The organism is Acinetobacter piscicola, assembly GCF_002233755.1.
GTDB classification, from domain to species: domain Bacteria; phylum Pseudomonadota; class Gammaproteobacteria; order Pseudomonadales; family Moraxellaceae; genus Acinetobacter; species Acinetobacter piscicola.
Genome location: NZ_KZ268712.1, coordinates 1 through 12497, shown reverse-complemented (window position 1 = coordinate 12497; position 12497 = coordinate 1). Strand labels below are relative to the sequence as shown.

The 12497-nt window shown below is 35.1% G+C and carries 11 protein-coding genes and 2 pseudogenes; 7 read left to right on the top strand and 6 right to left on the bottom strand.

All coding sequences use genetic code 11. The annotated features are described in order from the left end of the window. Window positions 1-24: 24 nt before the first annotated feature. Window positions 25-327 (bottom strand): hypothetical protein, encoded by a 303-nt coding sequence (locus tag CDA10_RS04885; protein ID WP_018680087.1) that lies wholly within the window; start codon window positions 325-327, stop codon window positions 25-27. 211 nt (window positions 328-538) lie between these two features. On the opposite strand from CDA10_RS04885, the gene mobQ reads away from it, so the two are divergent. The 4 genes from mobQ to CDA10_RS04865 all read left to right on the top strand — a co-directional run bounded on the left by mobQ (window position 539) and on the right by CDA10_RS04865 (window position 5129). Continuing rightward, the gene (gene mobQ, locus CDA10_RS04880; protein ID WP_018680086.1) at window positions 539-2191 is read left to right on the top strand and encodes a MobQ family relaxase; all 1653 of its coding nucleotides are present in this window, start codon (window positions 539-541) and stop codon (window positions 2189-2191) included. 682 nt (window positions 2192-2873) lie between these two features. Further along, a complete protein-coding gene (locus CDA10_RS04875; RefSeq protein WP_004728629.1) occupies window positions 2874-3824 on the top strand; it encodes a replication initiation protein in 951 nt (316 codons plus the stop codon). Beyond that, window positions 3821-4108, top strand: a complete 288-nt coding sequence (locus tag CDA10_RS04870; RefSeq protein WP_004728627.1) for a hypothetical protein — start codon at window positions 3821-3823, stop codon at window positions 4106-4108. The genes CDA10_RS04875 and CDA10_RS04870 overlap by 4 nt, the downstream gene beginning before the upstream one ends. A 250-nt stretch (window positions 4109-4358) precedes the next feature. Next, window positions 4359-5129: a hypothetical protein gene (locus tag CDA10_RS04865; RefSeq protein ID WP_089604365.1), complete on the top strand. Its 771-nt coding sequence runs from the start codon at window positions 4359-4361 to the stop codon at window positions 5127-5129. A gap of 74 nt (window positions 5130-5203) precedes the next feature. Here CDA10_RS04865 and CDA10_RS04860 read toward each other — a convergent pair whose 3' ends face one another. Beyond that, window positions 5204-5896 (bottom strand): hypothetical protein, encoded by a 693-nt coding sequence (locus CDA10_RS04860; protein WP_089604364.1) that lies wholly within the window; start codon window positions 5894-5896, stop codon window positions 5204-5206. 12 nt (window positions 5897-5908) lie between these two features. Continuing rightward, on the bottom strand, window positions 5909-6232 hold the full coding sequence (locus tag CDA10_RS04855) for a hypothetical protein (RefSeq protein ID WP_157909343.1): 324 nt from the start codon (window positions 6230-6232) through the stop codon (window positions 5909-5911). 163 nt (window positions 6233-6395) lie between these two features. Here CDA10_RS04855 and CDA10_RS04850 point away from each other — a divergent pair, with 163 nt between their 5' ends. Further along, a complete protein-coding gene (locus CDA10_RS04850) occupies window positions 6396-6797 on the top strand; it encodes a helix-turn-helix domain-containing protein (RefSeq protein WP_089604362.1) in 402 nt (133 codons plus the stop codon). Between the two features lie 72 nt (window positions 6798-6869). On the opposite strand, the gene CDA10_RS04845 is transcribed toward CDA10_RS04850, so the two are convergent. The 3 genes from CDA10_RS04845 to CDA10_RS04830 all read right to left on the bottom strand — a co-directional run bounded on the left by CDA10_RS04845 (window position 6870) and on the right by CDA10_RS04830 (window position 9378). Further along, entirely contained in the window at window positions 6870-7133 is a 264-nt protein-coding gene (locus CDA10_RS04845; protein ID WP_057692636.1) for a hypothetical protein, read from the bottom strand. A gap of 820 nt (window positions 7134-7953) precedes the next feature. Beyond that, on the bottom strand, window positions 7954-8163 hold the full coding sequence (locus CDA10_RS04835) for an antitoxin HicB (protein WP_171333946.1): 210 nt from the start codon (window positions 8161-8163) through the stop codon (window positions 7954-7956). 93 nt (window positions 8164-8256) lie between these two features. Continuing rightward, window positions 8257-9378 (bottom strand): hypothetical protein, encoded by a 1122-nt coding sequence (locus CDA10_RS04830; RefSeq protein ID WP_089604366.1) that lies wholly within the window; start codon window positions 9376-9378, stop codon window positions 8257-8259. A 2614-nt stretch (window positions 9379-11992) separates the two neighbouring features. On the opposite strand from CDA10_RS04830, the pseudogene CDA10_RS16990 reads away from it, so the two are divergent. Continuing rightward, window positions 11993-12212, top strand: a pseudogene (locus CDA10_RS16990) (RepB family plasmid replication initiator protein); the annotation flags it as partial. A gap of 147 nt (window positions 12213-12359) precedes the next feature. Then, a pseudogene (locus tag CDA10_RS17180) lies at window positions 12360-12497 on the top strand (replication initiation protein RepM); the annotation flags it as partial.

Sequence of the window (12497 nt, the reverse complement as noted above, 5' to 3'; positions counted from 1 at the left end):
AGACATTTTAATTGGTGAATAACATTAGGTCTTATCCCAAATAAATCCATTAAAAAGATCTTTATCTTTCTGCTTATTTTCTTCGGTCTTATTTTCCGTATTTAAAAATTGCTCAAAATCGGCTAATTGCTGTTTAAACGATTCATCATTTTTTAATTTATTTAAAGCCCAAGCTCCCAGTAGAATTTTACGTCTCGTATCATCTTTACGTTGCTGATCAGAAACTTTCTTTTTTTCACGAGCAGCAATAGCTTGTTTTTGTGCTTTTAGTTGTCTTAATCGTTCTTCTTGCTTTGCAATTTTTTGCTCTAAAGTTTCAACACTCATACCATCACCATCTCAAGGAATCCCCCTCAAGCATAGGTCTGTTTGAATTGAAATTCAAGACAGCCCATGCTATCGTGGTTTTCCCGAAGGGCGCACTTAGCCATTGGATTTCATCCAATGGTGCGACAAGGGGTAAATCCCCTTTGTAATCCCCTGACCAACATATACATGTTGGTAATTTCGATAAATCGAAATAAAGAGCAAAAGCAAAATGGCGATATATCATTTTTCAGTTAAAACGATTAGTAGAGGTAATGGACGATCGGCCGTTGCTTGTGCTGCATATCGTTCAAGTGAAAAATTGGTATGCGATTTTTATGGAAAAGAACAAGACTACACAAGAAAAACTGGTGTCGAATTTACAAAAATCTATGCACCTGAAAATACAAATACTGAGTTACTCAAGCGCCAAACACTTTGGAATGAAGTCGAAAAGGTTGAACGTAGAAAAGATGCATTACTTGCAAGAGAGTTTGAGATTGCATTTCCCAGTGAGTTAAACGCTGAACAGCGTGAAAATATGCTCAATGAACTTTGCCGAAACCTCGTTAAAAAATACGGTGTCATCGTTGATGCTGCTATTCATGCACCTCATACAGACAGTGGAAGTGATGAACGCAACTACCATGCACACATCATGTTCACAACCCGAAGTATTAATGAGCAGGGTGGCTTTTCAGCAAAAAAATATAGGGACTTCAGTCGTGACAATGGCACAGAAACTGTAAGCCACTGGAGAGAATCATTTGCAGAGTTATGCAATCATCACCTGGAACAAAATGGATTTGATGAACGTGTCGATCACAGAAGTTATGAAGACCAGGAAAGTGACCTAGAAGCAACTCAGCACGAAGGTCCTCAAGCGACATACCTCCGGAGACGAGGGATATTTACAGAAATTAGTCTGAAAAATGATGAAATTAAGCTACGTAATTTAAAAATCAAAAAGGTCATCGCACTGGATGAAAACATCAAAGTATCTGAGGATCTTGTTCAAAAAGTACGAAGTGAGCTTCAGTTTCAATACTCTCAAGCTGAGTATTCAGAAAAAACTTCTCAGAAACTTTATGAATTCCAAAATGAAGAATTATCAAAATTAACAACAAAATTAGACACGATGAGTTCTGCAATATCAGAACTACGCAAAAAAGAGCCTTTATTTTTTAAAACAAAATGGATCAATCAAATAAATGACCTGATCGACCAACACAACACCCAACTAGACATCCAAAAGCATATTTCTGGTCTTAGTGAAATAGAAAAAAAAGAGAGATATTCTGATCATTTAAATAAATGGACAGAAGAAAATCAGCTGCTCCAGCCTAAAAAGTCTTTTGCAAAACTTGACGAACCGAACATCACTGTTAAACAACGAAAACTTAATGATCAAATTTCAAATATAGATCATCAAATTTCTGAAATATCACGCAGAGAAACTGAGTATCAAGAGTATGTACGCGATCAAAGACTGGAGATCATAAATAGTTATATATTTGAAGAAGATAACTATGGAAATAAATACTTTAGTCCTCAAAATGGTGAAAAACAAAAGCGACTATATGCAGAAGAAATGGAAGATCTAAAAATCCAAGAATTGCATGCGGCTTTTACAAAAAAAATTGAGACCGAAGCGCAGCAAGAGTTTTCCCAAAAAATAGCAATACAGCTCGAAAACGACCGAAAAGATCGTGAATCTAGAGAACAGCAGTTACGTAAAGAACGAGAGCAACAAGAACAACGCTATGCACAAGAACGAGAGCAACAAGAACATTTGGCATTTTTAAGACGCCAAGAACAAGAAAAACAGCAGAGAAATGAGCCTAAAAAGCCAGAAAATGACAATAACCATGACTACACGCCTTAGCAATCCCATTTAAGCGCAAAAAAACGGGGGTTTTAGCGACTTTTGATAGAAATACAGTAAAACTATAGTTGATAAAAATAAAATCGCTTAGAACGCAAATGAGAGCCTTTTAGCGAGTGTCTACGAGCGACACAACGAAAGGTTGCTTATTCCCCCTCTGAAAAACCGTTTTTTATTGAATTACTGGGGACAGTGATTAGCGAGTGTCTACGAGCGAAGTATTGATGCTTTTGCTCGTCAAAAAGCATGAGCATAGCGAATGCATTATTCATGTTTTGCTTTTTGAATCCTTGATCATATATGCAAAAAACTGCCCCCACGAAGCGAGTGAAACGAGCTTCAATAGAGTACGAGCTTTAGCGAGTACCAAGGGCAGTTTTAATAACTCACTTTGGAAATAAATTCCCTTTTATTCTTTTAAAAAGCTTTTAAAAGCTTTTAGACCCTCTGAAAACCTTATGCAGCAATAGTTTCAAGCGTTAAAAGGGTACAAATAGCATGATAAAGGGTACAAATAGCATGATTTTATCGTTTAAAAGGGTACAAATAGCATGATTAAAGGGTACAAATAGCATGATAAAGGGTACAAATAAATTATTGTACCCTTATGTTTATTGGTGTACATTGTTTTCTCATAAGGGTACAAAAATCATGTTCATTTTTTATAAGGTTTGATATCTGAATGAATAAAGAAAATAGTTATGATAAATCTTATCCAGTAACAACAATGGCTATTCAAAACAAAGTTACTGAATGCTTTAAAAGCATGTCTGTAGATGAAAAAAGAATTTTAATTATGGCTTCTCCGATTGCTAGAAATATCGATGCAAGTGAACAAGATCAAATCTTAATATCTGCTCAACAATTTGCTGATGACTGTGGTATCAAAGTCAATTCTGCTTATAAACAAATTGAAAATGCGTCAAAAAAACTAGTAGATCGGTCCTTTTCATACGTTAATGATAGGGGGAAAAAGGTCTACTCTAACTGGGTAATTGATGCTACTTATGAAGATGCAGGGATATCTTTAAGGTTTACATCTATTGTTTTGGTGATGTTGAAAATTTTAGATAAATACAATCCATACACTCGTTATAAAAAAGATGTAGTTCTAAAATTAAAAAAAGACTACTCAATAGACTTTTACCATTTAGCGAAAAAAAATCAGGCAAAAAATGGCTTTGAATTAACGCTAGATGAAATGTTTACAGAGTTTGGTTTACCAGAATCTTATAGAGATTTGAGGAACTTAAAACGAAGAGTTTTGAAGAGCTCATTAGATGAAATTAATGAATTTACCGATGTAACAGTTGACTATAGTCCAGTTAAAAAAGGACGTTCTGTTGTCGGCTTTAAGTTCACTGTGAAAGAAAAATCTAAGCCAAAATTAATAGCTCCTGAGCGAGATCCAAAAACAATAGATATATTCTGCAACCTGTCTGATGCTCAAATTAACAAGTACAGTGCTATTTTATCTAAACTTTCTGAGCTATCAGACCTAAGTAACTTCCAGGACTATCCTAGTTTTGCCCTTTGGATTAGTGGCATCTTACGAGATCCGAAAAGTGTAAGAGAGGAAACAGCAAAGCGGATTTTTAAAGCTCTTCATAGCAAGACGGATTTTAAACCATGAAAACTAGAGCTGAATTAGATGCAATGAGCCATCAAGAACTCAAAGACTATGAGCAAAGTTTACTTGCTCTGTGGACACCAAGAATGGCTATTGAAAGTGACATTGAAAGGTTAAGCACTAATCGCAACGAATTATTAGAAATTTTTAATCAATTAAAAAATCCTGATGCTCCTGAAAATGAGCGTTTAAAAAATTCTATTTTATCGCTCAAATATAAGATTGAAGATTTAGAAGATAAATTGGATGATCTTATTCAAGATAATCGCTTAAATCGTGCAGATTGAATTATTCAGTTTATTTAATTAAAACCGTGAAACATTGATCAAAGAATAGGCGTGGAACGTGAATAGTCACAAAAAAGCCGTTCCAGTGCGCTGAACCCTGGAACGTCTTAGTATAAGTTTATGATTTATATCGAATAAAAAACAGTATTTCGTATAAGGTGTATTATGTTAATTTTAGGAAAACTAAATTTTAGTTATAAATAGAGAAGTGGTAATTGATATAATGTTATTATTTTATAAGAGCTTGTAAATGTCCAATATAGAGATTAATAAAAAGGTTACCAACCTTGTTAATGGCTTGCGTACCCAGTACCAACGTAAGATTAATAATACCTATATTTGGTTTTCTATTTCTCATGATGCAATAGATGCTGCTCGAAAAAATGATGATTTTTTAAATCAAAAAAGAATATTTGTACCATCTTTAGGAGTGAACGGTAAGAAACATAAGGCTATTGCTAGGTCTAAGGAAAAGCTAATCAATGTATTAGATGAAGCTTATGACAGAGATTTATCTCATATGTTATTTACTTACATAGTCGCTCAGATGGAAAGTTTTTTTTATGATTTACTACAAGGAATTCTTTTAATTGATAATAGACGAATAAAAATAAAAACGAATAAAATCAAATTTATAGAAAGTATGGATGTTAACTATATTTTAGATAATAACGATTACCAAACGGTAATTAAAAAAGTGATTGAATCCAACTTAATTTCTGTTTTTTATGCATCTCCAGACAAACAAATAGAATATATTCAGAAAGTCTTTTCGATTGAATTTGATGAAAAACTGACACAATATTTTGAAAAATGGAAAGAATTTAAAGCTGCTAGAGACATCATTATGCATAATGATGGAATAATTAATGAAACATATCTTAAGAAGTCTGGGACTTTAAGTCGTGGGGCTATAGGAGACGACCTAAAAATAAACAATAATGATATTGAAAATATAGTTATCTATTCTAAATCCATTGTAGGAAAGTTGTGCTCTTTAATAAAAAAAGAGTCTAAATAATTACTTTTTAAAATACCTGTGACAAGAATTAAAAAGCGTAGATTAGCTCTCTACGCTTTTTCAAAATATTGATTTTATTGCATAATAAATAAAACAGTATAAAACTTACACTCTTTGTGCTTGGTTAAAGGGTGTTCTATTTCATCCAATTCATCAGGTAATTTCCATGGAAATATGCTGGGAGATAATAGATTTAAGTTCTCACAAATTATTTCATCAGTTTTAATGTCATATACTAAGACACGGCTCCATCCTGAAATTTTATTTAGCCATAATCCATAACCATCTAAGGTTTGTTCATTATCACTAATTAGTAGATTGTAAGTATTCAATAAATATCTATACGCATATGATGTCAGACCATAAGAGTTATGAATATCATCAACATATGCCCCTTTAATTTGCTTCCCGTCCTTGCGACTACCATTTATGGATAAGCGCAAATTTTTAAAGCTATAACGAGCAACTATTTCTAAAGTATAAGGCAACTTGAGTGAAAGGATATTTCTTATGTTTTGTTCTTCTGGATCAAAATCATTTTGCTCAAAATAAGAATATATATCTTTAAGTCCTTCACCAAAGTTATAGAACTCAATTTGAATAAATCCATTATATGAACTAGACCCTACAACTTGATATTCAGTTAACTTATAAAGTCTGTTTCTTGATATAAAAGTTTTTTGATTAATTTCAGTAGTTTTAGGGATGACTTCCTGCACGTCATAAAGTGTTTTATGGAAGTCACCATTGTAGATATTTGGAGCCAAAAGAAGTCCTAATTAAGCAGTACAAGCACTAGATAAGGATATGATATTACGAATTTTATCCTTTAAGCTATCTTCATGATTTACTAAATCAGGATATTGCTTAGATGGTTTAACATCGAAGTTTAAAATATTGTTAATACAACTTACTTCAGTAATAACCGCAACTTCATCCCAATCATTTTTTGAGCCAATGATATCTTTATACACAACAATGTAATGCGGTGTACCACGACGTTGAGAGAGTCGTCTAACTTCAATAGTTTTATTTGGCATCATATTGAAAGTGTCAACGAACTCTGTGCGTCTACGCAAAGTATGAACAGTTCTCGTTAGCATGATAGAAACCTATAAATAGAAGATTAAGATAGATCGAATTCATCTTATAGGTCTGTATATACTACGACATCTATGTCGCTATCAATGACGACATAGATGTCGCACTATATACAGATATAATATATAATAAGATTAATAACTAAACTTAAAATTAGGTTTTAAAATGAAAAAAACGGCTTTCAAAGATAAATGGGGAGAGGAAACTAGTGCTGTAGGGTTTATCCCTTTTCCATCCACATTAATTTTTGCACAGGCAGAGTTAAAATTAACTCCTATGGAGGTTAATGTTTTACTTAACTTGTTAGTCCATTGGTGGGAAAAAGATAAATTTCCATATCCATCTCAAAAAGCTATAGCTTATCGTATTGGTGTTTCGACTCGAACAGTTCAAAGAATTCTACTGGATTTAGAAGAAAAAAATTTAATCATTAGACAGCGCACGAATCGAGAAGACAAAATATATAAAGGCCGTAATATCTATAATTTAGAACCCCTAATCGATACATTAAAAATATTATCTCCTCGGATTAAAAACCAATTAAAAAAAGAGAATGGATCTCAATAATTATGCATGCTCTTAAAATTATTTAACATAAAATCTCTTATGCGAAATTTGAATTGTAAGTCCCAGTTAGCTTCAATCTTGGCTTACTTTACATTTTTTAATTTTAAAAGTTCCACGACTAGCAAAGCGTTGAGCCAGGTCAGGATTCCGGCCGTCTAAGTGTTTAACCAAAATTGGCACACCATTTAGTGTTCTACTCATTAAATTATCATTTTCGACATAAAGTACTGTTCCAGTCTGGGCTGCTTCAATAAAGCACTTCTGGAGTATGTGAGCTGCTTCGGAAGCAATATCTGATTCATTGTCATCTTCATCAATTAGATCTACTGTTGACATATTACCGCACTCCCAATTAGCTGATATATGAATCATATTACAAGTCGGGTAGACTGAATAAAGAACGAGAGACCTTTCTACATATAATGCTCTGATCGACACACATAATAGCTTCTTTTCACAGCAAGGTAGGTATTATGTGTGATCTAGGTTTTATATTTAATTTCAATAACTTATAAATATCAATGTTTGGGTTTTATTTTTGCCATATAAATACAATAATATTTAAAATCAAACACTTATATTTTATAAAAAATTTAAAGCTTAGCAACACACATCATAGCTACCTAATTTGACTTAATCAGGTAGCTATGATGTGTGTTGGTATTAACCATCTTATTTAATTTCAGTACTTTACTAACAATTTAACTATCTATAATTTTGATAATTTTTTATGAAGCCAGCAATCATCCGACACAAAATTTCTACCCATTTTTAATCCTGGATATTTAAAATCTGTAGAGAGTTCGTCATTCAAAAATTTAGCGCCAGAGAACCAAATGAATCATATAATTTTTCAGAAATTAGAAAAAATGAATAGGTACTGCAATACTTGTGCTAAATCTTATGCACTTTTGACTTTGTTGACTCTAATCACTTTTTTTATCTATTTTTTTAATCATTTCACATTAGAAATTCTCTTTACAGACCCCAATGCCCTATTACCGGTGATCAAAATGGAAGCGTTGGCACTTGGGATAATGCACATTGTTTACTGCTTCTTTTTCAAATATGTCGATAAAAAACTTCAAATATTCGGCTTAGATTCAAATAATCTGAATGAATACATCCAGCGGAATCAGGCATTTTTCCAAAAATATTAAGGTATGGCTTCTCCAGTGGAACTCATGTCTTGTAATACATCAAAGACAAGTCTTTCAATGCCTGAGCGTGCTTTATCGCTGTCCGGATCTAGCCAGGACAGCGAAGGAAATTCGGCACAAAGGCCAACAAACTCTCCATCTTCGGCGGACCATTTCACGCTAAATGAGTAACGGGCTTCAATCTTAAAATCGAAAAAAGCTTTCATATATTTTGCTGCGTGTTTGGCCTCACTCCTCAAATCGTCAATTTCTTGGCGGCTGAGATAATCATCATCAGGATATTTCGGCATAGTTCACCTTTAGTCTTTAGTTTTTTGCTTGTTTTGTTTGTTCAAATAGATCTGATCTGCATTACGACAAGCCAGTTCAAACTCTTTCATATTGCAATTTTTTTTGGCTGTGAATCTTACATAGTGAAGATTCTTGGGAAAATACATCTGGTTCAGTTTCTTCTGTGCTGGATCTCGAGCATTGAGGATTGATCTCATCCTGGCCTGCAAAGTGCCGATTTGATGACGTGTCCCATGAAAGTTTCCCTTGGAACTTAACCTGAAGGTGGCTTCTTTCAGACGGTCAGCCTTTTCAGTAGAAATTAAATCAAGTTTTTTATTCAACTCCCAGGTAGCTGATTGCATAAACTCCTCTGACAAATACCAGGTGAATCTGATCTTTTTTTGAGAATGCCGCTGAAAAAACTCCAGATGCTTTTTACGAACGCCACGTAATGCAGCGGTCAGCGCTTTCAACCGCTCGTTATAACTGACTTCAGGATCAAACTGAATCCCAAATCTTCGCAACAGGAATTCACTCACTGATGCTTGATTCCAATGCGTATGTTCATTCTCTAAAAAAGCAAATCCGAAAATCCGCTCAATACTTGCAAAACGTTTTTCTTCAAAGGCATTAAAAGGGTTAAACAGGCGGTAAACGTGCTTCCAGTTGCTATCAATAGTTTTCATCTGCTTCGCGTGCACATTAAAAATCACGCCAAAGCGTTCCGGATGATAATAGACCCGAGAAAACTGTGGTTTAAGATCCATAAAATCGATGTACTGTCCAAGTACATAAGGACCGAAGCGTAGTAGTTTTTCTTTTTTAGTCGTCAAAATACTATTCAACTTTTGCTTGCGTAGCATGCTCGAATTCTTAGCGAGTATTTCTTGTAGCGTCAGCTTGCTTCTTCGTGCTTCCCGATAACCAGTGCTGAATAACCAGAACTGGAACACCTCACTTTTTGCCGGATCATAATTGATCACAAGACTCCACACTGGCTCCCCGTAGTCTGATTTTTTCTTACGCGCTTGCTCACCGATATCCAGACCATATTCCAAAATGAGCTTCGGAATCAGGTTTTGAAACTTCGAAAAAGGCACAACATCAGAAAACCAGAACTTTGCTTTTCCATTGGAAACGCATTGCATGATACTGAGCAGGCAGTCAGTTTTTGTTGTTGTGTAGTAGATCATAAATCAACCAAAACTTGCGTTTTTTGCGGAAAGCATAAAAGTCTATCTTTTATTTTAAAGAATCACAAAACCATTTTTCACTAAAAATGGTTTTTTTTTAAGCGAAGATGGGTTTTCTGTAAATAAGAGTTCCTGTGGACCCGAGCAAACAGTTGTTTTTAGGTTTTTTGTGGCTTATTCTGTGCCTGCCAAATATGAATTTTTTGGGATCGATGTGATTCGTATCTGTCCCGAATTTTTCTAGACCCTTGTCATTGCGGTTTTATGTGTATACGTCAGCCAACGTATACTAAAACTCGCAAAGCTGCGTGCGTGAGAAATCTAGCTGGCGCGGCTATGACGGGCACTAGGTGGTGAAATTCCGCTTATTGACCCAATCCTGACTGCATATAAACGCAGGTCTGCTTTTAAGCTCACCAGTCGTAAATATGTAATCTATGTAATAGTTGGGCGACATAGAAACGGGAATCTAGGCGACTAGATCAAACCCTGTCTAATGGAGAGTGTGAGTAACTTCAAGGATTGATAGTTACGTTAACAACACCTATTTCATGCTTCAATTTTTACGAAGGGCATGATGTATGGCGCACAGGTGGGCTGCTGAGAATATCGCGAGGTATTAGGGAGTTGAGGAGAAATCTGGAAACTTCGGTACTCAAGGATTAACTTGAATGACTTGTCGAGATGACATTTCAGGTTAGTTGGTGAGATCGCTGGATAGCTCAAGCCTGTAACGGTGACACGTAGAACGTTATGTCACTCAGAAATTAAGACTGCATTGATTAAGTTCATTGCGGTCTTTTTTATTTTTTAGTGATTTAAACATAGCGAAGATGTTGCTTTGCGTAGGTCAAGTGCTTTACCCACAATGAAGTCGAATAACGGTGAATAATACGGGTTTTTGGAACTCTTACCGTAGAACAACGGAATCGCTGTTATTTTGTGGAGTGGATAAGCGTACTGATCGTTTATTAATACTGGTTTACTTTTATTAATGAACAAAGACCATTATGACTAATATGGGAATCTCTCAAGTCGATCATTATACAAGGTGGCTCCTTGATATAGACTTTTGAAGCGAAAACCTGCCTTGAGTGGGGAATAAGTTTTGATTAATGAGAGAGGGAGAATTGTTGAGTAGATTCTGTATCGAACCTTGATACAGATCCAGTCACTTCGAGCGAATAAAAACGTAAGCGGTGATGAAGCGAAAGACAATGCGGGAAATATTTAAAACCACTGACAAGGGTTTTTAAAGTGAGGTGTGGCAGCCTCGGTATCTATGAAATGGTACGAACTTTTTTGGCGTGGAAGAAAATCAAAATGATTATTTCAATTATTAACGTGGCTGTTAGTAGTTGTGATATTTGATGATTATTCAGTAAGAAGCATGAACGGTGGCTCCGTTGTTGGTTCACGCCAACCAAATATCTTAGTTATTAATCCAAACTTTAAAGTTGAATTAATCGCTACTAGCTATTTTTTTTAGCGGTGACGTTATGAAGCAGTCAAGTTGTTTTACTAGCGGAATAGTGTTTTAGCAGTGATGTATTCTTTCCTGAATTTTCATCTAGCGGTCCAAATGTGACTTAGCGGTGACGATTGAATTTGATGGTTGAATATTAGCGGACCTGTACTTAGCGGTGATGGAAAACATATTGCTTCGTAACTAGCGGAAAAGTGGTATTAGAAAGTCGTAGTTGTGGAACTAAAACACAACCGAAGTTTGTCTTAAACTTAGTGGTGATGACAGTCGGGCATAAGCTGTCTGAACGGTTTGAGATTCGCTTCCTTTGTTATGCAAAGAGAATGTCACAAGTTGATAACTGTGAAAACGTACCAATACGTTCTATTGGCGTTAGGCGGTAACGTGAAACTCCAATATGAGCCCTGTTCTACTTCAGTAGACAGGGCTTTCCTATTTGGCGCTGATTTTCGTTTTAAGCCACTTTTCACAAAAAGGCTACCTGACATCATAAAAATCTGTAAACAGGCTAAAAATTGCGAATACGAGCGTTTAATCAGTATTTATAGAGCGAGTGTCTACGAGCGAACTATGAAAAGTTGCGCCTAGGCTCCCTGAAAAACTGTTTTTTACAGTTTTAGATCCTTGAAAAACTTAGATCACATGTAAAATTTTGAATCTAGGCCGAGCGGAGCGAGCAAAAAAGTACCATGAGCGAAGCGAATTCCGAGTTGCTTTTGCTTTTTTTAAAACTCACGGAAACATTGACCAAAAAATTGCCCCCTGAATCGAGCGAAAGCGAGATTCAATAGAGTTTGAGCGTAGCGAAAACCAAGGGCAATTTTTCATGCACTGGGCTTTTAATTATTTTTAAAGTTTTTAAATGTTTTTAACTTAGTTTTAATTATTAAATTTCAATAACTAACCTTTGCATTCCCCCACGTTTAGTTACCCATTCCCCCACGTTTAGTTACCCATTCCCCCACGTTTAGTTACCCATTCCCCCACGTTTAGTTACCCTCCTAATTACACCCTTAACTACACAGTTGCAGTTACACCCACATTGTTATAATCTGTGGGTATAAAAATATTTCAATTGAGTCTATGTCAAAAGAATTAGTTGTAAAAACCAATCGGTTAAACCAAGCTTTTCAAACCCTATCTTTATCAGAGTTTCATATTGTTCAATTAGCCATTGTTGATGCTAGACATACGGGTACTGGACTAAGTACAGATACTCCTTTACGAATAGATGCTTTGAGATATGCTGAAGTTTTTGGGACAACAAGGCAAAATGCTTATCAGAGAATGAAAGAAGCAGAGGNCTTTATCAGAGTTTCATATTGTTCAATTAGCCATTGTTGATGCTAGACATACGGGTACTGGACTAAGTACAGATACTCCTTTACGAATAGATGCTTTGAGATATGCTGAAGTTTTTGGGACAACAAGGCAAAATGCTTATCAGAGAATGAAAGAAGCAGAGGATTCTTTATTTAACAGAAGATTTAGCTTCTTTGATGAAGATGGGAAATTAGTCAAAAGTAGATGGATTCAGCAAGTAAAATATCTAGATGATGAAGGGGCTATTGAACTTGTTTTCACTTTA

Bases quoted from the DNA above. Each gene is read 5' to 3' on its own strand.
- CDA10_RS04885 (WP_018680087.1), bottom strand. From the start codon at position 327: ATGAGTGTTGAAACTTTAGAGCAAAAAATTGCAAAGCAAGAAGAACGA.
- mobQ (WP_018680086.1), top strand. From the start codon at position 539: ATGGCGATATATCATTTTTCAGTTAAAACGATTAGTAGAGGTAATGGA.
- CDA10_RS04875 (WP_004728629.1), top strand. From the start codon at position 2,874: ATGAATAAAGAAAATAGTTATGATAAATCTTATCCAGTAACAACAATG.
- CDA10_RS04870 (WP_004728627.1), top strand. From the start codon at position 3,821: ATGAAAACTAGAGCTGAATTAGATGCAATGAGCCATCAAGAACTCAAA.
- CDA10_RS04865 (WP_089604365.1), top strand. From the start codon at position 4,359: ATGTCCAATATAGAGATTAATAAAAAGGTTACCAACCTTGTTAATGGC.
- CDA10_RS04855 (WP_157909343.1), bottom strand. From the start codon at position 6,232: ATGCTAACGAGAACTGTTCATACTTTGCGTAGACGCACAGAGTTCGTT.
- CDA10_RS04850 (WP_089604362.1), top strand. From the start codon at position 6,396: ATGAAAAAAACGGCTTTCAAAGATAAATGGGGAGAGGAAACTAGTGCT.
- CDA10_RS04845 (WP_057692636.1), bottom strand. From the start codon at position 7,133: ATGTCAACAGTAGATCTAATTGATGAAGATGACAATGAATCAGATATT.
- CDA10_RS04835 (WP_171333946.1), bottom strand. From the start codon at position 8,163: ATGAAAGCTTTTTTCGATTTTAAGATTGAAGCCCGTTACTCATTTAGC.
- CDA10_RS04830 (WP_089604366.1), bottom strand. From the start codon at position 9,378: ATGCAATGCGTTTCCAATGGAAAAGCAAAGTTCTGGTTTTCTGATGTT.